20 protein-coding genes, 1 tRNA gene and 1 pseudogene are annotated in these 22,693 nt (G+C 67.0%); 3 read left to right on the top strand and 19 right to left on the bottom strand.

Annotated elements, in window-relative coordinates:
- Nucleotides 1-2: 2 nt before the first annotated feature.
- The 17 genes and pseudogenes from gpmI to ACO06P_RS12250 all read right to left on the bottom strand — a co-directional run bounded on the left by gpmI (nt 3) and on the right by ACO06P_RS12250 (nt 17,454).
- Entirely contained in the window at nt 3-1,589 is a 1,587-nt protein-coding gene (gpmI, locus tag ACO06P_RS12330; RefSeq protein ID WP_420345541.1) for a 2,3-bisphosphoglycerate-independent phosphoglycerate mutase, read from the bottom strand.
- A gap of 145 nt (nt 1,590-1,734) precedes the next feature.
- The gene (rlmH, locus tag ACO06P_RS12325) at nt 1,735-2,193 is read right to left on the bottom strand and encodes a 23S rRNA (pseudouridine(1915)-N(3))-methyltransferase RlmH (protein ID WP_420345540.1); all 459 of its coding nucleotides are present in this window, start codon (nt 2,191-2,193) and stop codon (nt 1,735-1,737) included.
- Between the two features lie 148 nt (nt 2,194-2,341).
- On the bottom strand, nt 2,342-2,647 hold the full coding sequence (rsfS, locus tag ACO06P_RS12320; RefSeq protein WP_420349629.1) for a ribosome silencing factor: 306 nt from the start codon (nt 2,645-2,647) through the stop codon (nt 2,342-2,344).
- 115 nt (nt 2,648-2,762) lie between these two features.
- Nucleotides 2,763-3,482 (bottom strand): nicotinate-nucleotide adenylyltransferase, encoded by a 720-nt coding sequence (locus ACO06P_RS12315; protein ID WP_420345539.1) that lies wholly within the window; start codon nt 3,480-3,482, stop codon nt 2,763-2,765.
- Nucleotides 3,479-4,444 (bottom strand): ABC transporter ATP-binding protein, encoded by a 966-nt coding sequence (locus tag ACO06P_RS12310; RefSeq protein WP_420345538.1) that lies wholly within the window; start codon nt 4,442-4,444, stop codon nt 3,479-3,481. The genes ACO06P_RS12315 and ACO06P_RS12310 overlap by 4 nt, the downstream gene beginning before the upstream one ends.
- A complete protein-coding gene (locus ACO06P_RS12305; protein WP_420345537.1) occupies nt 4,441-5,415 on the bottom strand; it encodes an ABC transporter ATP-binding protein in 975 nt (324 codons plus the stop codon). Before ACO06P_RS12305 ends, ACO06P_RS12310 begins: the two co-directional genes overlap by 4 nt.
- Entirely contained in the window at nt 5,415-6,329 is a 915-nt protein-coding gene (locus ACO06P_RS12300; protein ID WP_420345536.1) for an ABC transporter permease, read from the bottom strand. Before ACO06P_RS12300 ends, ACO06P_RS12305 begins: the two co-directional genes overlap by 1 nt.
- A 4-nt stretch (nt 6,330-6,333) precedes the next feature.
- A complete protein-coding gene (locus ACO06P_RS12295) occupies nt 6,334-7,317 on the bottom strand; it encodes an ABC transporter permease (protein WP_420345535.1) in 984 nt (327 codons plus the stop codon).
- A gap of 103 nt (nt 7,318-7,420) precedes the next feature.
- Nucleotides 7,421-9,001, bottom strand: a complete 1,581-nt coding sequence (locus ACO06P_RS12290) for an ABC transporter substrate-binding protein (RefSeq protein WP_420345534.1) — start codon at nt 8,999-9,001, stop codon at nt 7,421-7,423.
- A 607-nt stretch (nt 9,002-9,608) separates the two neighbouring features.
- A complete protein-coding gene (locus ACO06P_RS12285; protein WP_420349628.1) occupies nt 9,609-10,847 on the bottom strand; it encodes a glutamate-5-semialdehyde dehydrogenase in 1,239 nt (412 codons plus the stop codon).
- A 98-nt stretch (nt 10,848-10,945) separates the two neighbouring features.
- Entirely contained in the window at nt 10,946-12,100 is a 1,155-nt protein-coding gene (gene proB / locus ACO06P_RS12280; protein ID WP_420345533.1) for a glutamate 5-kinase, read from the bottom strand.
- Nucleotides 12,097-13,128 carry a GTPase ObgE gene (obgE, locus tag ACO06P_RS12275; protein ID WP_420345532.1) on the bottom strand — a complete coding sequence of 344 codons (1,032 nt, stop codon included), beginning with the start codon at nt 13,126-13,128 and terminating at the stop codon, nt 12,097-12,099. The genes proB and obgE overlap by 4 nt, the downstream gene beginning before the upstream one ends.
- Complete coding sequence (locus ACO06P_RS12270) at nt 13,125-13,703, bottom strand: GNAT family N-acetyltransferase (RefSeq protein ID WP_420345531.1); 579 nt, start codon at nt 13,701-13,703, stop codon at nt 13,125-13,127. The genes obgE and ACO06P_RS12270 overlap by 4 nt, the downstream gene beginning before the upstream one ends.
- 133 nt (nt 13,704-13,836) lie before the next feature.
- Nucleotides 13,837-14,118, bottom strand: coding sequence for a 50S ribosomal protein L27 (gene rpmA, locus ACO06P_RS12265; RefSeq protein ID WP_299393550.1), 282 nt, complete (start codon nt 14,116-14,118; stop codon nt 13,837-13,839).
- A gap of 216 nt (nt 14,119-14,334) precedes the next feature.
- Nucleotides 14,335-14,637 (bottom strand): annotated as a pseudogene (gene rplU / locus ACO06P_RS12260) (50S ribosomal protein L21); the annotation flags it as partial.
- A gap of 184 nt (nt 14,638-14,821) precedes the next feature.
- Entirely contained in the window at nt 14,822-16,417 is a 1,596-nt protein-coding gene (locus ACO06P_RS12255) for an alpha/beta fold hydrolase (RefSeq protein WP_420345530.1), read from the bottom strand.
- Nucleotides 16,414-17,454, bottom strand: a complete 1,041-nt coding sequence (locus ACO06P_RS12250; RefSeq protein WP_420345529.1) for a hypothetical protein — start codon at nt 17,452-17,454, stop codon at nt 16,414-16,416. The genes ACO06P_RS12255 and ACO06P_RS12250 overlap by 4 nt, the downstream gene beginning before the upstream one ends.
- Nucleotides 17,455-17,706: 252 nt before the next feature.
- Here ACO06P_RS12250 and ACO06P_RS12245 point away from each other — a divergent pair.
- The 3 genes from ACO06P_RS12245 to ACO06P_RS12235 all read left to right on the top strand — a co-directional run bounded on the left by ACO06P_RS12245 (nt 17,707) and on the right by ACO06P_RS12235 (nt 19,611).
- Nucleotides 17,707-17,796: transfer RNA gene (locus tag ACO06P_RS12245), tRNA-Ser, on the top strand.
- A gap of 182 nt (nt 17,797-17,978) precedes the next feature.
- Entirely contained in the window at nt 17,979-18,878 is a 900-nt protein-coding gene (locus ACO06P_RS12240) for an HNH endonuclease (RefSeq protein WP_420345528.1), read from the top strand.
- Nucleotides 18,879-19,275: 397 nt separating this feature from the next.
- A complete protein-coding gene (locus tag ACO06P_RS12235; protein WP_420345527.1) occupies nt 19,276-19,611 on the top strand; it encodes a GNAT family N-acetyltransferase in 336 nt (111 codons plus the stop codon).
- A 28-nt stretch (nt 19,612-19,639) separates the two neighbouring features.
- Here the strand turns inward: ACO06P_RS12235 and ACO06P_RS12230 are convergent, their stop codons facing one another.
- Both ACO06P_RS12230 and ACO06P_RS12225 read right to left on the bottom strand, forming a co-directional pair.
- Nucleotides 19,640-20,938 (bottom strand): HlyD family type I secretion periplasmic adaptor subunit, encoded by a 1,299-nt coding sequence (locus tag ACO06P_RS12230; protein WP_420345526.1) that lies wholly within the window; start codon nt 20,936-20,938, stop codon nt 19,640-19,642.
- A 1-nt stretch (nt 20,939) separates the two neighbouring features.
- The gene (locus tag ACO06P_RS12225; RefSeq protein ID WP_420345525.1) at nt 20,940-22,676 is read right to left on the bottom strand and encodes a type I secretion system permease/ATPase; all 1,737 of its coding nucleotides are present in this window, start codon (nt 22,674-22,676) and stop codon (nt 20,940-20,942) included.
- Nucleotides 22,677-22,693: the final 17 nt, after the last annotated feature.

The following is a 22,693-nucleotide window of genomic DNA, read 5'->3' as shown; positions in this document are numbered from 1 at the left end:
GGTTACTCTGCCGCCTCGCCGCGGGTCAGCGCCGGCTTGATCAGGCTGCGGCCGGTCATCACGGCCGGGCGCGGCAGCGCCATGAGATCCAGCACGGTCGGCGCGATGTCGGCGAGGCGCCCGTCGCTCAGTCCCGTAACCCGGTCCGGGCCGGCGATCAGCAGCAGCGGCACCTTGTTCATGGTGTGGGCGGTATGGGCCTGGCCGGTTTTCTCGTCGGTCATCTGCTCGGCGTTGCCGTGGTCGGCCGTCAGCAGGATGCAGCCGCCGGCCTTCTCCACCGCCTCGGCCAGGCGGCCGACACAGGTATCGACACAGGCAACCGCCTTCATCGCGGCGGCGAGATCGCCGGTGTGCCCGACCATGTCGCCGTTGGCGTAGTTCACCACCACCAGGTCGAAGCGGCCGGCGCCGATGGCCTCGACCAGCTCGTCGGTGACCTCCGGCGCCGACATCTCCGGCTTCAGGTCATAGGTAGCCACGTCGGGCGAGGGCACCAGGATGCGCTCCTCCCCCTCGAAGACGTCCTCGCGGCCGCCGTTGAAGAAGAAGGTGACGTGGGCGTACTTCTCGGTCTCGGCGATGCGCAGCTGCCGCTTGCCAGACCTGGACACGACCTCGCCCAGGGTTTCGGCCAGGTCCTCCGGCGGGAACAGGGTTGTGAGGAAGTCATTCAGTTGGGCCGAGTACTCCACCATCCCCAGGGCGCAGGCGAAGGTCGCCTGCTTCTCGCGCTGGAAGCCGTCGAAGGCCGGGTCCAGCAGGGCGGTCAGGATTTCGCGGGCCCGGTCGGCGCGGAAGTTGGCCATGAAGATGCCGTCGCCATCGGCCATACCCGGGTAATCGCCGACGACCGTCGGCAGCACGAATTCGTCGTTGGTGTCCGCCCCATAGCTTTGCTCCACCGCCTGCAGGGCATCGCCGGCACGCTCCCCTTCCGCCTGCATCAGGGCGCGGTAGGCCTTCTCGACCCGCGCCCAGCGCTTGTCGCGGTCCATGGCATAGTAGCGGCCGGAGACCGTGGCGATCGGGGCATTGGGTGCCTTGGCCTGAAAGGCCTTGAGGAAGTCCGTTGCGCTGCGCGGTGGCGTGTCGCGGCCGTCCAGGAAGGCATGCACGGCAACCGGGATGCCGGCCCTGGCCAGAACCTCGGCCAGCGTTGCGATCTGATCCTGGTGGGAGTGCACGCCGCCGGGCGACATCAGGCCCATCACGTGGGCGGTACCGCCGGACTGCTTCAGGGCGGCGATGGCGTCCCGCAGCGGCTGCATCTCGGCGAAGGAGCCGTCGGCGATGGCGGCGTCGATGCGCGGCAGGTCCTGCATCACCACCCGTCCTGCGCCCAGGTTCATGTGGCCGACCTCGGAGTTGCCCATCTGGCCCGACGGCAGGCCGACCTCCCCTTCGGAGGCGTCGACCAGCGCATTCGGCAGCTCCTTGAGCATGCGGTCCAGGTTCGGCGTCGGCCCTTCGCAGATGGCGTTGTTCTCGCAGCTCGTACGGTGGCCCCAGCCGTCCAGGATGCAAAGGACCACCGGTTTTGGCGTCACGCGCTTGGGTGGTCCGGCTCGGTCGGCGGTTTCGGTCATGTCGGTCTACCCAGTTCGTCTCGATGCGGCCGTCGTTGTATCACGTCTGCACATATGGGCCGGTCTCAGGTCCTGTAAATCCTAGGCCCCGTAAATCCTAGGCCCCGTAAACCCCAGGCCCTATAACTCTTAGGCCCCGTAAACCCTAGGCCCGGTGATAGGGGTGGCCGGAGAGAATGCTCTCGGCGCGAAACAACTGCTCCGCCAGAAGGCCGCGGACCAGCATATGGGGCCAGGTCAGCCGGCCCAAGCGGAGAATGACGTCGGCGGCCTGGCGGGCGGTCTCCGAAAGCCCCTCGGCGCCACCGATCATGAAGGCCAGATCCTGCACGCCATCGTCCTGCCAACGGCCGAGCAGACCGGCGAACTCGGCGCTGCTGAAGTCTTTCCCGCGTTCGTCGAGGGCGATCACCTTGGCGCCGCGGGGTAAGGCCGCCAGCAGCAGTTCGCCTTCCTGTTCGCGCAACAGGTCCGGTGTCAGGGGGCGGCGTTCCTCCACCTCCTTCAGGGTCAGTTTCCAGCGCAGCCGCGCGCTGTAGTGCTCGAAGAGTTCTTTCGTGACGCCGGTCTTGGCCTTGCCGACGGCCGTCAGCGTAATCCGCATTTCCGCACCCTAGCCGTCCGCATTTCAGTCTTCCGGCACCGTGCCACCGGTGCCGGCATAAACGCCCGATTGACCAGGGCCGGCGTCTACCTGCCGCCCTGCCGCACATGCGATGCGTTCCGGGGGGCGTTTCTGGGGGCCGCTTGGGTCAGGCGGAGCCGACCGTCACGCCCGCTTCTCCTTCCGCCGGATGCAGATCCACGCCCCACATCTTCTCGAGATTGTAGAACTCCCGGACTTCCGGGCGGAACAGATGAACGATGACATCGCCGCTGTCGATCAGCACCCAGTCGCTGCGCTCCAGGCCCTCCACGGCAACGCCGTGAACGCCTGCGGCCTTCAGCTTTTCGCGCAGATGCTCGGCCATCGCGCCCACCTGCCGCTGCGAGCGGCCGCTGGCGATGACCATGAAATCTGCGATGCTGGATTTTTCGGCGAGATCGATGACGACCATGTCGTCAGCCTTGTCGTCCTCCAGGGAGGACCGGACCAAGTCCAGCAGGTGCCGGCTCCGGGCGAGGGCGTCCTGCTTGTCGGCCTCTAGGGCCCCGGTATCGTGCAGTATGACGTTACATCTCCTGTCTGTTTGCACTTCTGCCAGGCGCCGCTGCCGGGTCTTGCGGTCCGGCCGCGCGGCCTTGGCGGTCGCTCGCTGCCCGGATGTCGGTCGCTGATTGGGGGTTCAAGCGGCATCGAATGAATACCCAAGCCGGCGGCCGCTCCTCCGCCAGGCGCCTCGCCGAACCTTCGTGGAGACGGTACCGGGCAAAGGAAAGCGCTGCTCTTCCAGACAACGCCCTGAAAGCATAGGAGGGGCGGTCAAAAACCGCAACGGCTACGGTGTTAAAGATTTGCTGCCAGTCCTGCCAATGATGAACTTGAATCAAGTTATCTGCACCCATCAGCCAGACCAGGCGCACCCGGGGCAGCAGGCCCGCCAGGGCCCTGAGGGTATCGGCGGTGTAGGTGGTGCCGAGCCTGTCCTCGAGCCCGGTGGGCAGGATTCTGGGGTCCCGCGCCAGCGCGCGGGCACTGGCCAGCCGCTCGGCCATGGGGGCCATGCCGTGACGCGGTTTCAGGGGGTTCTGCGGCGAGACCAGCCACCAGACCCGGTCGAGCCCCAGGCGCTTCAGGGCCTCGCGGCTGATCTCCAGATGCCCCTCATGGGCAGGGTTGAAGGAGCCGCCGAGAAGGCCGATCCGCGCCCCCGCAGGCGGTACCTGGCCGTCCAGGGCGGCGCCCAGGGCGGCGGGGGTCAGCGGCGCGCTGCGGGCCCGACCGACGCTCATTCAGCAACGTGGCAGGCGACCCGGTTCTGGCCGAGTTGGCGCATTTCCGGCCGCTCCTGGGTGCAGCGGTCGATGGCGAAGGGGCAGCGCGGGTGGTAGGCGCAACCTGTGGGCGGATTGATCGGGTCAGGAATCTCGCCCTTGGGCGGCGCCACCTCGCGGCCGAAGCCGTCCAGCTTGGGCGCCGCGGCAAAGAGCATCTGGGTGTAGGGATGCTTTGGGCTTTCAAAGAGCGCGTCGCGGGGCGCTTCTTCCACCAGCCGGCCCAGGTAGAGCACGCCGATGCGGTCGGCCATGTGCTCGACCACCGTCAGGTCGTGGCTGATGAAGAGGTAGGTGAGGCCGAACTCCTCCTTGAGGTCGCTCATCAGGTTCAGCACCTGGGCCTGCACCGAGACGTCGAGCGCCGAGGTCGGCTCGTCGCAGACGATCAGCTTGGGCTCCGAAGCCAGCGCCCGGGCGACGCAGATGCGCTGGCGCTGTCCGCCGGAGAACTCGTGCGGGTACTTGCTGGCATCGCTGGCGGCCAGGCCCACCTGTTCCAGCAGCCGCTCCGCCAGGCCGTCGGCCTTGCCGCCGCGGGCGGTGACCGGCTCGGCGATGATGTCGCGCACCCGCCAGCGCGGATTGAGGCTGGCATAGGGGTCCTGGAAGACCATCTGGATGTCGGTGCGGATCTTCTCGACGCGCACCTGGTCCGCTTCGCGGAAGAGGTCGACGCCTTCGATCTCGATGACGCCGTCCGACGGCGCCAGGAGGCGCACGACCATCTTGCCGATGGTCGACTTGCCCGATCCGCTCTCGCCCACCAGGGCGTAGACGCTGCGCTCCTCGATCTCGAAGCTGACGTCCGAAACCGCATGCAGAAAGGCCTTGGGCTTGCCTTCCAGCAGCCGGTTCAGCCAGGGCTTCGAGACGTCGAAGATCCGGGTCAGGTTCTTGACCGCGACCAGCGCGCTCATGCCACCTCCTCCGTCGCGAACCAACAGGCGGCGCGCCCGCCGCAACCGCTAAGGGTCGGGCCGGGGTCGCTCAGGCACTTGTCCTGAACCTCGGGACAGCGTGGATGAAAGGCGCAGCCATCCGGCAGGCGGGCCAGCGGCGGCATGGCGCCGGGGATCTGGTTCAGGCGCTTATGGCCCTTGGAGGCCAGCGGTGTCGAGGCCATCAGACCGCGGGTATAGGGATGGGCCGGGCGGGTCAGCACCTCGCGCACCGGTCCCAGTTCCGCAAGGCGCCCCGCGTACATCACCGCCACCCGGTCGACGGCCTCGGCGATCACGCCCATGTCGTGGGTCACCAGCATCACCGCGGTGCCGCGCTCCCGGCAGAGCTGCTTCAGGAGCGCGATGATCTGCGCCTGCACCGAGACGTCGAGCGCCGTGGTCGGCTCGTCGGCAATCACCAGTGAGGGTTCGGCGCAGAGCGCGAGGGCGATGACCACACGCTGGCGCATGCCGCCGGAAAACTCGTGCGGGTAGCTGTTGATGCGCGCTGCGGCGGCGGGAATGCCGACCTCCTCCAGGGCGGCGACGGCGCGGTCCTCTGCCTCCTGCTTGCTGACCGGCAGATGCTCCAGGATGGTCTCGGTGAGTTGCTCGCCGATGGGCAGCAGCGGATTGAGGGAGGTCAGCGGGTCCTGGAAGACCATGCCGATCTCCTTGCCCCGGACGCTGCGGATCTGGTCCCTGCGCAGGTTGTCGACACGCTGGCCGTTCAGCCAGATCTCGCCGCTTGCGATGTGGGCCGGGCGGTCGAGCAGGCCGATCACCGCGTTGCCGGTCATGGACTTGCCGGCGCCGCTTTCGCCGACGACACCCAGGATTTCGCCGGGCGCGATGTCAAAACTGACGGCATCGACCGGGCGCAGCACGGCATAGCGGGTCGGGATCTCGACCACCAGGTCGCGCACGCTGAGCACGGGTTGCGCCATCAGCGCAGCCTCGGATTCAGCACGTCGCGCAGCCAGTCGCCCAACAGGTTCACCGAAAGCGCCAGGGCGAGAAGGGTGACCGCAGGAAAGAACAGGATCCACCACTCGCCGGAGAAGAGGAAGCCCTGGCCGATGCGGATCAGGGTGCCGAGGGAGGGCTGGGTCGGCGGTGCGCCGACACCCAGGAAGGAGAGCGTGGCCTCGGCGATGATCGCCAGGGCCAGGCTGATGGTCGCGATCACCAGCACCGGGCTCACCACGTTGGGCAGGATGTGGCGGATCATGATCCCCACCGCCTTGCGGCCGTTGAGGTGGGCGGCCTGGACGTACTCCTTGTTCTTTTCCACCAGGGTGGCGCCGCGCACGACGCGCGCGAACTGCACCCAGTCCGACAGGCCGATGGCCAGGATCAGCACCCAGATGGCCATCTGGTCGCGCAGGTGGACCGGGGTGAAGCCCTTGGCGATGCCGAAGATCAGCATGGCGACCAGGATCGCCGGAAAGGTGAGCTGCACGTCGGCGACGCGCATGATGACAGTGCTCACCATGCCGCCGGAGTAGCCCGCGATCAGCCCGAGGGTGACGCCCAGCACCATGGCGAAGAGCACCGCGCAGAAGCCGACGAAGAGCGAAATGCGCATGCCGTAGAGAATGGTGGAAAAGACATCGCGCCCCTGGTCGTCGGTTCCCAGCCAGAAGACCTCGCCGGTGAAGGCGTTGGGCTGCATCGGCTGGGAAAAGCCGTTCATCAGGTTTAGCGAGGCGGGATCGAAGGGGTTGTGGGGGGCGACCAGCGGCGCAAAGACCGCGCCGAAGACCAGCACCAGAACGACGATGAAGGAGACCACCGCCACCGGAGAGTGGCGGAAGGACCACATGAAATCGGAACGCCAGGCCTGGGCGAGTGCGGTCATCGGCTCAGCCCTTCGCCGTTACGCGGTCGCCGCGCAGGCGCGGATCGATCACGAAGTAGAGCAGGTCGACGACCAGATTGATCGCCACGAAAAGAACGGAGATCAGCATCAGATAGGCGGCCATCACCGGGATGTCGACGAACTGAATGGCGTTGATGAACAGCAGGCCGACGCCCGGCCATTGAAAGACCGTCTCCGTGATGATGGCAAAGGCGATGATGGCGCCGAGCTGCAGCCCTGTTACGGTGATCACCGGCACCAGGGTGTTCTTCAGCGCGTGGCGGAACAGCACGGACTTCTCCTTCAGGCCGCGGGCGCGGGCGAAGCGGATGTAGTCCTGGCGCAGCACCTCCAGCATCTCGGAGCGCACGAGGCGCATGATGAGGGTCATCTGGTAGAGCCCGAGCGTGATGGACGGCAGGATCAGCGCCTTCAGCCCGGACTCGGTCAGGAAGCCGGTGCGCCACCAGCCGAGGTCGACCACCTCGCCGCGCCCGAAGCTGGGCAGCACATTCAGTTCCACCGCGAAGACGTAGATCAGCAGGATGCCGATCAGGAAGGTCGGCAGCGACACGCCGACCAGCGAGAGCGTCATGATGGTGTTCGCGGCCCAACCGTCCCTTCTGATCGCTGTAAAGACGCCCAGCACAAGTCCGAAGAAAATGGCCAACACTGCGGAGACGCCGGCGAGTTCCAGGGTCGCCGGCAGGCGCTCGCCGATGATCTCCGCCACCGGCCGGCCCTGACGGTAGCTGATGCCGAAGTTGCCCTGCACCGCGCCTTCGAGGAAGCGCAGATACTGGACCGGAAAGGGCTGGTCGAGCCCAAGCTGGCTGCGCAGCCGTTCGATGTCGGCGCCGGTGCGTTCCTGGCCCAGCATGTTCTCGATCGGGTCGCCGACGAAACGGAACATGGAAAAGGCGACCAGCCCGACCACGAGCAGGACGACGAAGGACTGGAAAACGCGGCGGATTGTGAAAGCGAGCATCGCGGCAGTTACCGGCTGGTGGCGCTCAGGCCTAACACGCTACGCAGACCCGGCCGGGGCGGCGGGAGGTCCTCCTTGGAGGCCTCCCGCCTGTCAGGCCCTGCTAGTTCAGGGTGAAGTACTTGAACTTGGCCACGTCGTCCGGCGCGACGATGGTTTCGACCTTGTTCGCCATACCCCAGTTCAGCACCTGGTGATGGATCGGCAGGTAGAGCACCTCGTCCTGCACCACCGACCAGATGTTGGCGATCATCAGGTTGCGCTCGTCCAGGTTGGTCTCGGAGGCCAGACGCACGATCTGGGAATCCAGGTCCGGGTTGGAGTAGCGCGTGCCGTTCCAGGAACCGTACTTCTCGCCCTTGGTATGGGCCAGGAAGTTGAAGATGTACTCGGAGTCATAGGTCGGAACGCCCCAGCCGAGCATGTAGAAGTCGGTTTCCAGGTTGTTGATCAGCGGGAAGTGCTGCGCCTTGGGCTTGGCGTCGAGGCGCACGTTGACGCCGATCTGGGCCAGCATGCCCACGGCCGCCTGGCAGATCGCCTCATCGTTGATGTAGCGGTCGTTCGGGCAGTCGAGCTGGATGGAGAAGCCGTCGGCGTAACCCGCGTCGGCCATCAGCGCCTTGGCCTTGGCGATGTCGTTGGCCGGCACCTGGTCGAGGGCTTCGGTCCAGCCGTTGACGAAGGGCGGCATGGCGACGCCGGCCGGGATCGACTGGCCGCGCATCACCACCTGCTTGATGGCATCGCGGTTGATGGCCATGTTCATCGCCTGGCGCACGCGCTTGTCGGCGAAGGGGTTCTTGCCCTCCACGTCGTCGGCCTTGAGGTCCGCATCGCCCTGGTTCATGCCGAAGAAGATGACGCGGTTCTGCGGTGCGGTGATGACCTTCAGGCCGTCGGTCGAGCTGACGCGGCCGAGATCCTGAACCGGCACGTCCTGAATGAAGTCGACCTCGCCGGAGAGCAGGGCGGCCACGCGGGTCGCGGCGTTCTGGATGGGGGTGTAGACGATTTCCGTCACCGCCATCGGGAACTCGTCCTTGCCCCAGTAGTTCTCGTTGATGGTGAGAACCGTCTTGGCGTCGGGCTCGCGGCTGACCAGCTTGTAGGGGCCGGTGCCGTTGGCGTTGCGCGCGGCAAAGGTGTCCTCGCCACCCTCGAAGTCCTGCACCTTCACGGCGTTGTTCGCCTCGGCCCAGTCCTTGTCGATGATGAAGAGGTTGGTCAGATTCGACGGCATGATCGGGTTCGGGCCGTCGGTGACGATCTCGAAGCCGTACTTGCCGTTGGCGCGCACTTCCTTCACCGACGCCAGCAGCTCCTTGAAGTCGCTGTCCGGGCTCATGGCACGATTGAAGGAGAAGACCGCGTCTTCGCTGTCGAACTCCGCGCCGTCGTGGAAGGTCACGCCTTCCCGCAGCTTGAAGAACCAGACATTCGGGTCTTCCTCGCTGGGCGCCCACTCGGTGGCCAGTGCCGGCACGATCTTGCCGGTCATGTCGCGGATCACCAGCGATTCCATGATCTGGTGCGCCAGCGCCGTGGTCGGGCCCTCGTTCTGCGCATGGGGATCTAGGGTCAGGCTGTCGCCGGCGCGGGCCCAGCGAAGGGTCTCAGCGGTGGCAAAGCTGCTCGTGCTGGCCAGCAGTACGGCGGCCAGCAAGGCTGTTTTGGACTTCATTCTTTGTCTCCCTGTTACTTGAGCTTCTACTTTGACGTCATGCTGTCAGCAACCGGACGGAAGGTCCAGGGCCGCTTGGACACTTTGGGATCAATTTAAAGAGGGCGGTCATTGCGCCCCGGGGCGGCCCGCCTTGCGAAGGGACGGCCCCGGTTTTCGCGGTGATTCAGGCTGCAAAGGGGGTTATCGAAGATCGCCGGACAGACCCGGTCCCGCGTTAACCAAACCTGCCTGGGCTTTTACAGCCCGGCGCAGGGCGCCTTCCCCACCGTCGCCAGATCACCCCTTGTTCAAATCGGCCCCACCATCCTCACGCTGCCAAGGTCCCTGTTCTCCCTGGTTCTCCCTGGTTCTTCCTGCGGCTGCCTTTGCGGCTTCTCTGCGCACCTCACGGTGCATGGAGCGGCTATATCGCGCTCTCTCTGAATGTGCAAGCTACAGAGGCTGGAGATTGTATGTCAACGAACAAGAAGCTCGGTCCGGCCCGCAGAAAACTGCGCTTTCTTGTTTGCAGGCAGCCGGTCTGCGGCTCCGACCTCGGCTCTCGGGCCGCCCTCAGGGCCTGCTCTCAGAGCTCGTTCTTAGGGCTCGTTCTCAGGGCTCGTTCTCAGGGCCGGGTCTGGCCGCTGCCGATCACCTTGTACTTGTAGCTTGTCAGCTGCTCCGCCCCGACCGGCCCGCGGGCATGCATCTTGCCGGTGGAGATGCCGATCTCGGCCCCCATGCCGAACTCGCCGCCGTCGGCGAACTGGGTGGAGGTGTTGTGCATGACGATGCCGGCGTCGACTGCGTTCATGAAACGGGCGGCTGCTGCCTCGTCTTCGGTGATGATCGCTTCGGTGTGGTGGGAGCCATGGCTGTTGATGTGGTCGATGGCTTCGTCCAGGCCGCTCACCACCTTCACGGCGATGACCGGGGCCAGGTATTCGGTGTCCCAATCCTCGGCGGTCGCCGGGACGACACCGGGCAGGGCCGCCTGCGCGGCCTCGTCGCCGCGGATCGCGCAGCCCGCCTCCTGCAGGGCGCCCAGCAGCGGCACCAGTTGGCTCTCCGCCGCAGCACGGTCCACCAGCAGCGTCTCCGTCGCCCCGCAGATGCCGACCCGGCGCATCTTGGCGTTGACCACCAGGTCGCGGGCCATGGCCGGGTCCGCCGCCGCGTGGACATAGGTGTGCACCATGCCGTCGAGGTGGGAAAAGACCGGCACCCGGCTTTCCCGCTGCACCCGCTCGATGAGGCCGCGCCCGCCGCGGGGCACGATGACATCCACGGTGTCGCTCATGGTCAGCAGCATGCCGACGGCGGCGCGGTCGGTGGTGGGCAGGCGCTGAATAGCGGTGGCCGGCAGGCCGGCCTCTTCCAGGCCCTGCTGCAGCGCCGCCAGGATCGCGCCGGACGACCGGAAGCTTTCGGAGCCGCCGCGCAGAATGGCGGCATTGCCCGACTTCAGGCAGAGCGCGCCGGCATCGGCGGTGACGTTGGGCCGGCTTTCGTAGATGATGCCGATCACGCCCAGGGGGACAGAAACCCGGGCGATCTTCAGGCCGTTGGGCCGCTCCCACTCGGCCAGCACCCGGCCCACGGGGTCGGGCAGCTCGGCGATGTCCTCCAGGCCCTTGGCCATGGCTTCGATGCGCGGCGCTGTGAGTTCCAGGCGGTCCAGCAGAGCGGCGGTCAGGCCCTTCTCGCGGCCGCCGGCCATGTCTTCGGCGTTTGCGGCGGCGATCTCCGCGGCGCGGGCGCGGATCGCCGCAGCGGCGGCCCGCAGGGCGCGGTTCTTGGTTTCCGGATCTGCCAGCGCCAGATCAGCAGCGGCCGCGCGCGCAGCCTGGCCAAGGGCGGTCATCTGCTGTTGCAGGTCCTGGTCCTGCTCTCCCGCGTGCAGGGGCGCCGCTTCGGCGGACATCATCTCGTTCTCCCTAACAGGCTCTCTGGCTCACGGCTTCACGACACCACCAAGTCGTCCCGGTGGATCAGCTCTTCGCGGCCACGGTAGCCGAGAATGGCTTCGATTTCACGGCTCTTGTGGCCGATGATACGGCGCGCGTCGGCGGCGGAGTAGGCCGCCAGACCCCGGGCCACTTCCTGGCCCGTGGGATCGCAGACCAGCACCGCGTCGCCGCGCTGAAACTCCCCTTCAACGGCGGTCACGCCGGCCGGCAGCAGCGACTTGCCGCTGCGCAGCGCGCTGAGGGCGCCGGCGTCCAGGCGCAGCTTGCCGCTGGGTTTCAGGCTGCCGGCGATCCAGCGCTTGCGGGCGGTGCGCGGCTCTACCGAGGCCAGGAACCAGGTGCAGCGGGCGCCCTCCATGACGGCGGCCAGAGGGTGCAGGCGCTGGCCGTCGGTGATCACCATGCGGCAGCCGGCCCCTGTCGCCACCTTGGCGGCGGAGAGCTTGGTCACCATGCCGCCGTTGGAATAGTCGCTGGGGGCGATGCCCGCCATGGCCTCGATCTCCGGCGTGACGGCGGCCACCTCGGGAATGAAGTCCGCCTCCGGGTTCTGGCGCGGGTCGGCGCTGTAGAGTCCGTCGATGTCCGACAGCAGCACCAGGGTGTCGGCGCCCAGCATGGCCGCGACCCGGGCCGCCAGGCGGTCGTTGTCGCCGACGCGGATCTCGCTGGTGGCCACGGTGTCGTTCTCGTTGATCACCGGCAGGGTGCGCATCTTCAAGAGCGTGTTCAGGGTGGAGCGGGCATTGAGATGGCGCCGCCGTTCCTCGGTGTCGTCCAGGGTCAGCAGGATCTGAGCCACCGAAATGTCGTGGCGGGCCAGGGATTCCTGATAGGCATGGGCGAGGCGGATCTGCCCGGTCGCCGCGGCGGCCTGCTTTTCTTCCAGCTTCAGGCCCGATTGGGTCAGCCCCAGGTGGCGGCGTCCCAGCGCGATCGCGCCGGAGGACACCAGCACCACCTCGGTGCCCGCCGCCATCAGTTCGGCGACGTCGTCGGCCAGCGCGTCCAACCACTGGCGGTGGATCGCCCCGCGCGCGTGGTCGACCAGCAGGGCCGAGCCGATCTTCACCACCAGGCGCCGGGACCGTCCGAGCTCCTGTCCGCCGACCGCCTTTGCGTGCTTCTGCGATTGGGGCGCGCTCATGGCTGGTAGGCCGCCGCCCGGTCTTCGCCACGCTCGGCGCGCGCCGCTTCGATGTGCTGCAGCAGGCGGGCGAGGACGGTATCGACCCCTTCGCCGCTGGCGCCGGAGAGCAGCAGCACCTCCGCTCCCGAGGCCGCCTCCAGTTCGGCCTTTCTGACGTCCCGTTCTTCCGGCGCGAGGACGTCGATCTTGTTGAGGCCGACCACTTCGGTCTTGTCGGCCAGGCCGCCGCCGTAGGCTTCCAGTTCATGGCGCACGGTGCGATAGGCGCCGGCGGCGTCCTCCTGCGTCCCGTCCACCAGGTGCAGCAGCACACCGCAGCGCTCGATGTGGCCGAGGAAGCGGTCGCCCAGGCCGGAGCCTTCGTGGGCGCCTTCGATGAGGCCGGGGATGTCGGCCAGCACGAAGTCCGCCTCGCCCAGCGTGACGACGCCGAGACCCGGATGCAGGGTGGTGAAAGGGTAGTCGGCGATCTTCGGCTTGGCGCGAGAGACGACGGAGAGAAAGGTCGACTTGCCGGCGTTGGGCAGCCCGACGAGCCCGGCGTCTGCAATCAGCTTCAGGCGCAGCCAGACCCAGCACTCCTGCCCCGGCCAGCCCGGGTCTGCACGGCGCGGCGCCTGGTTGGTGGAGGACTTGAAGCGCGCGTTGCCGAAGCCGCCGTCGCCACCCTCCAGAAAGGTGACGCTCTGTCCCTCTTCGGTGAGGTCGGCCAGCACCGTCTGCTTGTCGTCATCCAGCACCTGGGTGCCGACGGGGACCTTGACCACCAGGGGCTTGCCGGCGGCGCCGGTCATGTTGCGACCCTTGCCGTTTTCGCCACGCTTGGCCTTGAAGTGCTGTCGGTAGCGAAAGTCGATCAGGGTGTTGAGGCCGCCCACTGCCTCGAAGACCACGTCACCGCCGCGCCCGCCGTCGCCGCCGTCGGGCCCGCCAAACTCCACGTACTTCTCGCGGCGGAACGACATGCAGCCGTTGCCGCCGTCGCCGCTCTTCAGAAAGACCTTGGCCTCGTCGAGAAACTTCATGACGCCAGGTCCAGGGCGGCCCGCCAGTCCGCGCGCTCCAGGATGAAGCGCCGGCAGGTCACGAAGTCCCGGCGCGCGACGCTCCACTCCTCCGCATCGGAGGTCGGCTGAAAGCCGCATTTTTCGAGCACCCGGCCGGAGGCCGGGTTGTCGGTGAAGTGGCCGGAGGTCACTGCGCTCATCTTGGGGTGGGCGAAGCCATGGGCCAGCAGGGCCCGCGTGGTTTCCGTCGCCAGACCCCGGCCCCAGAACGCCGGCGCCAGCCAGTAGCCGATCTCCGCGGTGTCGGGGCGGTCCTGCTTGGGTTCTGCCCGGTGCAGGCCGGTCGCGCCGACCACGTCTTCGTCCAGGGTGATGGCAAAGACAGACTCGCCGTTTTCCTTCTCCATGGCCGCGTGGCTGTCGATCCACGCGGCGGCCGAGCCCGGCGGATAGGGGTAGGGAATGCGGGTGGTCATGCGCGCGACGTCCCAGAGGCCGGCATAGCGCTGCACGGTCTCGGCGTCGTCGGCGCGAAAGGGGCGCAGCAGCAGCCGCTCGGTTTCAATCTCTCTGCGCTCGATGGACCAGCTCATGGGTTTCGTTCCGATGGTCGGCCCCCTCGAAGGAAATTGGGCGAGGGAAAGGGGCAACAAAAAAGGGAGATGGCGGCCCATCTCCCTCGCATCAGATCCTCAAGATGGGCGCCCCGGTGGACACCCACCGGCGTTATTCAGCAGCGCTCGGCGACGGCTGCTCGGCCGCGTCGACGGAGACATAGGTCCGGCCGCCGGACTTGGTCTGGAAAGAGACGGCGCCGGAGACCTTGGCAAAGAGGGTGTGGTCCTTGCCGATGCCGACATTGCGGCCCGGATGGAACTTGGTGCCGCGCTGGCGCACCAGGATGTTGCCGGCCAGCACCGCCTCGCCGCCGAACTTCTTCACGCCGAGCCGGCGCCCGGCTGAATCCCGGCCGTTGCGTGAACTGCCGCCCGCTTTCTTATGCGCCATGGCTTAGTCTTCCTTCTTCTTCGCCGCAGTTTTCTTGGCGGCGGTCTTCTTGGTGGCGGTCTTTTTCGTCGCGGCCTTCTTGGCGGTCGCCCTTTTTGCGGTCGCCTTCTTTGCCGGCGCTTCCTTGGCGGGTGCGTCCTCGTCCGCCTTGGGCGCTTCCTCGGTCTTAGGGGCCGCCTTCTTGGCCTTGGCCGCCGCCTTCTTGCCGTCGGTCAGAATGTCGGTGATGCGCACCACCGTCAGGTCCTGGCGGTGGCCGTTCAGGCGGCGATGGTTCTTGCGGCGCTTCTTCTTGAAGATCAGCACCTTGTCGCCACGGGTCTGCTCGACGACTTCGGCGGCTACGCTGGCACCTTCCACGAAGGGCGCGCCGGCCTTGGTCTCGGCGCCCTCGCCGACCATAAGCACGGAGTCGAAGGACACGGCCGCACCGGCCTCGCCCTCGAGCTTTTCGATGACGATCACGTCGTCCTTGGCGACTTTGTACTGCTTGCCGCCGGTCTTGATCACTGCAAACATTGCGCTGGCTCGCCCATCTTCGGCTGGACCGTCCCGGCAGGCGCGAAATTGCGCGGTTTTCCGGGGCCGTCAACATAAAACGCCGCGGTCCAGAGGGCCGCGGTTAACGGTCGCGCACTATAGCTCCGCCGCCCGGGCTGTCAACGCCCTTTTCGGCGGTTTTCCGGTGTCTTTCCCATAGCTCTCATGGCCCCTCGCGGCGCCTCGGGAGATCGACGAAATCGCTTGCCGAACAATGGCTTCGCGACGGCGGTCTCAGGGTCTCCAGAAACCGGGCCAGCAGCAGTTGGGCACAAAGGCTTTCATAGAGGACCCCGTGGCTGACGCCCGCCAGGGCATAGGCCCGGCCGTTGGTGAGATGGGCGGCGGCCGACTGCGCCAGGGCCGGCGGCGTAATGGGGTCGCGTTCCCCGGCCAGCAGCAGGGCCGGCACCGCGCTGGCGACCGGTGTGTTTTCGATCGGGTCGGCCTCCCCGGCCGGCCAGTGGTCGCAGAGGTAGCTGGTCCAGGCCCGGTCGATCAGGTGACCCTGGGATCCGGCCGCGGCCACGGCGGCGGCGATCTGCTCGGGCGATTCGAAAGGCGCCTCGTCGTGGCAGACGTGGGAGAGGTAGACGGCCGCGTGTACGCTGTAGGAGATGGTGTAGAGCAGGTAGTCGCGAAACCGCTCCCGCAGGACGGTGGTGCCTCTCTGCGCAGTCTGCTGCAGCAGGCGTGGAATGCCGAGGCGCGCATCGGAGCTGTAGAGGGCATCGAAGAGCAGTTCGTCCAGCGTCGGCTTGTCGAAGAGGATCGCCTGATCGATCCAGTCCGCGTCGTCATCGGGCCTGTAGCGGTAGCGCCGTGTCCCCACCGCGAACTCCGCTTCGACGGGGCCGAAGATCTCCCGAAGGGTGTAGCTCGGCGGACTTGCCTCCAGCCAGGCCCCGGCCGCCGCGTAGGCCGTGCGCAGGTCGCCGTAGCGTTCCCGGCAGGCCGGCGTTGCGGCGCAGTCGTCGAACACGCGCTGCAATGCCGCGTCGAAGTGCTTGGCGAGGTCGACGGTCTGGGTGCTCTCAGGCGGGAACACCGAGTCCAGCACCACGGCGCGCACGCCTTCGGGGTGGTAGCGCAGCGTACTGAGCGCCAGGCGGGTTCCGTAGGAGATGCCGTAGAGCGTCCACTCTTCGATGCCGAGCGCCTCGCGCAGCTCGGCGACATCGGCGGCGCTCTCGCGGCTGTTGTAGGCGGTCAGGTCGACGCCATCCTCGGTGAGTTGCGCCGCGCAGTCCGTCACGGCTTTGATGGTGAGGGCGTGAATGTCCGGGGGTGGCGTGCCCAGGTTGTATGCCAGGAGCCCGACCTCCGGTGTCCCGAACGCATCGCAGCCGAAGTCCGGCTCCTCGAGACCGGTGCCGCGCTGGCCCATGACAATCAGATCGTGGCCCTGAGGAAAGAGGCGGCGCTCCTGCCACCAGCCTTGGATCTGGTGCCGCTCCGCCAGGTAGGCGGAGGCGCCGGGGCCGCCGGTCAGGTAGAGGATCGGCTCCTTCCGAGGGACGTGGCTTTGCGCTTCGAAAACCACCACCGGCAGGCGGATCGTACGGCTCTCCGGGTCGCTGCGGTTTTCCTTGACCACCAGGAAGCCGCAGCGGGCTCCCCCGGTGATACCGGTGGGAAACCAGCAGTCCCGCGCATGGAAGCCGGGCTGGGTCAGTTCCCAGGCCTGCCAGCCGCGGTATCCGGCGAAGGCCAGGATGCCGAGCAGGGCAAGGGCCAGCACGGCCCTGCCTCGGGTCACGGCTCCGCCTTGGCGGCCGAGAGCTCCGTCACTGCCGTGGCCGCGGCGGCTGAACCGTCTTCGGCGGCCTCGAAACCCTGGGCCACGAGGCGGCCGCTGGCGGGCTCGGCGTAGAGCGCCAGGCGGGTGGTCTCATTCAGCACCGGGGGTTTCAACCAGGCCAGATCGGCACCGGCCTCGGCGGCCTCGGCCCGCATCAGCCGGCCCCGCCCTTCGGAATCGACGCCGCGCGGGCGGGCCCGGGGCAGGGGGCCGAGCCAGTGGTTTGCGGCCACCTGCGGGCCCTCATGAACGACGGCGTGGTGCTCGATGCGTTCGATCACCACCTGCTCATCCGGGCCCGGCCCGACGAGGGAGAAGATCGCCGGCATCGCCAACGGGCTCTGGATCAGCTCCTGCTTGGCGTCGGCGAAGCTGCGCGCGCGCTCGAAGACCTGGCGCAGCAGGTGGCCGGGCGGCAGGGCGCGGCGGCGCCAGAGACCGATGCGGTCGAGCCCCCAGTCGATGATCCGCGAAGGGCTGCGCCGGCGCATGGGGGCCTGGTTGAAGGCGGCGGCGAAGCGCCCCGGCGCCATGCCCTGGATCGAGCCGGTGAAGCCGGGCCAGGTGAGGTTGATCCACTCCCCGGCCGGACCGCTCTGCCGGGCCGCGAGGACCTGGGCCCCAAGGCCGTCGAAGGGCCAGTCCAGCACCCGGGTCAGGCGGCTGGCGCGGCCGTCGGCGGTGGGGCCGACGCTGCAGGTGCAGGCCCACTCGTAGGAGAGGTTCAGGAAATAGGCGCCGGGCCGCCCGAGCGCCCGGTCGACCATCTCCACCTCCTCCAGGTAGGGGTTGCCGCTGCGCTCCAGCCAGCGGCGGGAGAGCCGGTCGCCCAGTGCGATCACGGCCTGCGGATAGCTGCGCTCCGCCGCGGCGATCAGCGCATTCAGGCGGCCGCGCTCGGCCTCGAGCAGGCCCGCCATGCCGCCGACCCTGCGCAGCGGAATGGGCGGCAGAGCGGTGCTGCCGGCCGGTTCGGGCCTTGGGGATGGGGTCATGGCTGCGGTGCCTTCGGCGGATCGTTCCGGGTCGGGTCTCTCCAGGTTGGGGCGACTATAGCAACACCGGGGAACGCCATGCTGGGAAATTCGGGGCCGGAGGTTCAACCCAGGCGGAAGCCGGGGTACTTGGGAGGCTCTGGGAGGCCGGCGAAGCCCGTGCTTGCAAGCGGCGCGGCGCTTGGGCTAGTAAAGGCCCGCCGTTCGCGGCGGCCCGGGCTCCTGTCGTTTCCGGTCTGCCGCGTCCCTTGCGGAGGGGTGCCGGAGTGGTTGAACGGGGCGGTCTCGAAAACCGTTGTGCGCGCAAGCGTACCGAGGGTTCGAATCCCTCTCCCTCCGCCATTCTCCAAAGACTTCCCCTGGGCAGCCGGCTTCACTGGTTTGCCGTGCGTGTTTTCGATTAGGTATGTGGCCATCGAGGACTGTTTTCGCGTGGACCCCCGAGTGTCATCACAACAAACATAGACTACAACATAGGCTAGGGCGCCTCTGAGTGGGAACGAGGAGCGGGTGAAGGTTATTGCATGGGTTATTGCGTTTTCATGCTGCGTCCCGATTCGATCTATGACGATAGCCCATCCGAGCGATACCAGTTTCCGAAACAGTATCTCGATCGGGCGAGAACCTCCGTTGGCGACTGGGTCGTGTATCTGGAACCAAAGAAGGTGCGGGAGACCCGTGGATACTTCGCACTTGCACGCGTCGAGAAGATAATACCGGACAATGCGGAGCCCGGACGTTTCTTGGCTTTGATTGAGTCCGGAAGCTATCTCGACTTCGCAAACCCGGTTCCGTTCAATGACGAGGATGGCCCCATCGAGCGTGGTCTCCTCAATGAGCAGGGTAAACTGTCCGGCCGCGCCCAAGCCGCAGTCAGGCCAATATCGCCTGCGGACTTTTTGCGCATCCTCCAGAGAGGACTAGGTCAGACCGATCCGGTGCTGCCTCGTCGGGGAGCCGTCGGTTCAACCGAGGGCTTCGAGGAAGACAGATCTGCTTTTGTTATTGAGCCAGAACGGCAGCGGCTCCAGCACTTGGTTAGCCGCCCGGTGCGGGATCGGGCTTTTCGGAGTGTTGTCCTTCGCGCCTACGATGAGCGATGTGCGTTTACTGGGCTGAAATTCATCAACGGAGGTGGGCGTGCTGAGGTCAATGCCGCCCACATCAAGCCAGTGGAACATGACGGTCCGGATAGTGTTCACAACGGCATTGCGTTGTCGGGCACGGCGCATTGGATGTTTGACCGAGGTCTGGTCAGTTTATCGGACGATCTTGAGATACTGATTTCCAGACAGATTAATGACATCGACAGTGTGCGATCCTTCATCAACAAAAGCGGCCGCGCGACACCACCAATTCGCGCAAAGGATTGGCCCGATCCGCGTTTCCTCGAATGGCACCGAGAAAACGCTTTTAAAAGTTGATGGTGCACCAGTCTTTAACGCTTGGCTCGTCGCCGTAGAGACGGGTTCACAGCAGCCTGCCTGCACCGACAATCCCGCGAGCGCGACTTTGCTTCTCGCAGTCGCCCGGCTGCCGCAGATAACCGCCGCTAACCACCGCTGTGCCGATGGAGCGGGCGCGCGACCCCGGCAGCTTCCCGGCCGGTTCGAAGATCGGTCTCGACCTCCCGCTTCCGCGCGCTCCGGGTGGCACGGAGATAGACAGAGAACGCTCATGCAAGACACTTCCCTGGCTTTTCTGCGGCTTTGCTGCGTCACCGTCGACGACCTTCAGGCACTGAAGGTCCGCGACACGGAATGACACCTGATCGCCCCGAATCCCGAGTGGATCACCCAGGTCGCGTTTCTCGAAGAGACCTTGAGCTTCGGGCTGTTCGCCGGCGGACGAGCGGTCGAGTTGATATCCCTGGTCGATCCCCGGCTGGTCGAGGACACGGAGGACCGCGAACACTTTCAGAGCGATTGTCTTTTCGTCTGGCGTGTCATGGTCGACCGGACGCAGCAGGGACGCGGTTATGGAACCCAGGCGATTCACTTCGCATGCAACTATGCGCGCCTCGTCGGCCTGCAGGGCGTTTCCTTGACGACGATGGACCAGGAAGCCGGCAATGCCCTGCCGTTTTACGAGAGGCTCGGCTTCCATCCGACGGGGCGCCGGCTCGATGGAGAGATCGAGCTCGTTCGGCGCGCCTGATGCGCGCGCTGCCTGCGCTGCACCCGCCTCAGCCGTCACGGAACGCATGGGTGATGTGATCCGACAGCGGCTTGACCAGATAGGACAGGATGGTGCGGGAGCCGGTGTGCACGAAGGCTTCCACCGGCATGCCCGGCAGCAGGGTCTTGCCGTTCAGCCGCGCAAGCTCGTCTTCCGTCAGCGCAAGGCGCGCTCGGTAGTAGGACTCTCCGGTGACCGGGTCCTGCATCAGGTCGGCGGAGACCGTGAGGATTTGCGCTCTCAGCTCCGGCGTCGTGCGCTGATCGAAGCCGGGAAGCCGGATCATGGCCGCCTGGGCGGGCGCCAGCTGGTCGATGTCGGTCGGGGCGACCTGGGCCTCGATCAGGAGCACGTCCTCATGCGGCACGATCAGCATGAGGTCCTCCCCCGGCGCCACTACGCCGCCGACGGTGTGAACGCTCAGCTGATGGACGAAGCCCGTCCGCGGTGCCCGGATGTCGATCCGGTTGAGCTGCTCCTCAGCCGCGACTCTCTCTTCCGTCAGCTGGGCGATTTCGGCGCGCACGGCCTGCAGCTGCTCGACCACCTCCGCCCGCATCTCCTCGTCGATCTGCAGGATCTGAATCCTGCGTTCGGAGATCGCCTGCGCCGCCTGGGACATCTCGGAGACGAAGCCGCCGCGCTCCCCTTCGAGGCGCGCCATATCGCGCTGCAGCCCGGTGATGCGGGACTGCTGGACAAGCCCCTTCTCGAGAAGGCCTGAGAGGTCCTCAAGCTCCTTCGCGACGAGCTGAATCTCCGTGGACTTGGCGTTGCGTTGCGTGCGCAACCCGGTGATCCGCTCCTCGAAGCGCTTGATCTGCTCTGCAAGCTGGGCCTTCCGCCCCTCGCGGGAGGCCAGCCGCGCCTCCAGAAGATTGCGCTGTCCGTCCAGAGCGGCGGCAACCTTGGGGTCCGCCTGATGGGCCGCCAGCGCGCCGGGCACGGTGAGCGTCGGGCGGCCGTCCCGTTCGGCGCCGAGGCGTGCCTCCTGGGCCTGCAGTTCCTGAAGCCGGGCGACGACAACGGCAAGACCCGCGCGGGTCAGCGTATCGTCGAGGCGGACCAGCAGGTCGCCGGCTTCCACCGCTTGCCCCTCACGCACATGGATCTGCTGGACAATGCCGCCTTCCAGATGCTGCACCCGCTTCACATTGGTTTCGACCACCACGCTCCCGGGGGCGATGACCGCGCCGTTGATTTCGACGAAGACCGCCGAGGCGATGATCCCGCCGACCAGCAGCGAAATGGCAAGCAAGGCGACAGCCATGTGCCGGCGCAGGCTCTGTGATATCGCGTGTTCCATCTCAGCCCTCGTTTACGACTTTAAGGCCGACGCCCTCGCGCACGTTGCGCGCAAGCACGGTCTTCAGCACCTCGTCCTTCGGGCCATAGGCTCCGACCTGCCCGTCGGCGAGACACATCAGGGAATCCACCGCGGCAATCGCGCTGGGGCGATGGGCGATGACAACGACCGCGCAGCCGGCCTTGCGCATGCGGCGCAGCGCGTCCGTCAGTGCCGCCTCGCCCTCGGCGTCGAGGTTCGAGTTCGGCTCGTCCAGGACCACCAGAAAGGGATCGCCGTAGAGCGCGCGGGCGAGGGCGATGCGCTGGCGCTGTCCGCCGGAGAGGACGGCGCCGTCCTCGCCCACCTGGGTGTCGTAGCCCTCCGGCAGGCGGGAGATCAGGTCATGGGCGTTGGCCAGGGTGGCGGCCTTGATCACGTCCTCTGTCTTCCAGTCTGGCTGAAAGCGGGCGATGTTCTCGGCCACGGTCCCGGCGAAGAGCTGAACGTCCTGCGGCAGATAGCCTATGGACCGGCCCAGGCGCTCCGGCTCCCAGTGGTACAGGTCGGAGCCGTCGAGACGCACGATGCCCTTTGCCAGTGGCCACACACCGACCAGGGCGCGGCCCAGACTCGACTTGCCCGAGCCTGACGATCCGATGATGCCCAGCGCCTCCCCGGCTTTCAGCTGAAAGTTGACGTTCTGGACAATCGGCGCGGTCATGCCGGGCGCAGTGACAAAGGCGCCCGCCACCTCCACGTTTTGCGTCGGCAGGGGCAGTTCGACCTCCGGCTCCGCCTGCCGCGCGCTGCCCAGCACCTGCTTCAGGCGGGCCAGCGCCTGGCGTGCGCCGAGGAAGCCGCGCCATTGCCCCACCGCCTGTTCGATCGGCGCCACGGCCCGCGAGGTGATGATCGAAGTTGCGATCATGATCCCCGGAGTGATGGCGTCGCCGATGGCGAGATAGGCGCCGAACCCCAGGATCGCCGACTGCAGGACGAAGCGGAATGTCTTGATCATCGAGCCGAGAACGGCGGTGCGATCGGCCGCCTTGCCCTGAAGGGCGAGGAAGGCCTCGTTCTCGGCCAGCCAGCGTGCCCGAAGGCCGGCGACCATCCCCATCGCGCTGGCCGCTTCCGCATTCGCCCTGGCGCCCTCGACAAGCGCATTCCTTCGGAGCGACTGGGCCGCGGCCTCCGCCATCGGTTTTCTGGACAGCACCTCGTTCAGGCCGATCAGCACGCACATGACGAGCGCGCCGCCGGTCGCAATGAAGCCCAGCAAGGGATGGAAGAGAAACACCAGGCCCAGATAGAGGGGCATCCAGGGCATGTCGAAGAAGGCCGAAGGGCCGGAGCCGGAGAGAAACTGGCGCACCGTATCCAGGTCGCGCATCGGCTCCAGCCGCTCGGCGCGGCGTCCCCCCAGCAACGGCAGGGCGACCGAGCGTTCGAAGGTGACCCCGGACAGGCGGGTGTCCAGGCCGGCGCCGATGCGTCCCAGAATCCGGGTGCGCAAGGCCTCCAGAACCCCGAAGAAGGCATAGAGTCCGAGCACGATGCCGGCGAGGGCCAGGAGCGTCGGCACCGACCGGCTGGTCAGCACCCGGTCATAGATCTGCAGCATGAACAGCGGCCCGGTCAGCATCAGCGCGTTGATCACCAGGCTGACGAAGCCGACCCCTCCGAAAGCGGCCCTGCAGGATCTCAGCGCCTCGGCGAGGGCCGGACCTTTCGGCTGCATTTGATGTCCGATCATGGTCCGCTACCCCTCGC

Source organism: Pelagibius sp. (genome assembly GCF_965227505.1).
GTDB lineage: Bacteria > Pseudomonadota > Alphaproteobacteria > Kiloniellales > Kiloniellaceae > Pelagibius.
This window is presented reverse-complemented; position numbering and strand designations above follow the sequence as displayed.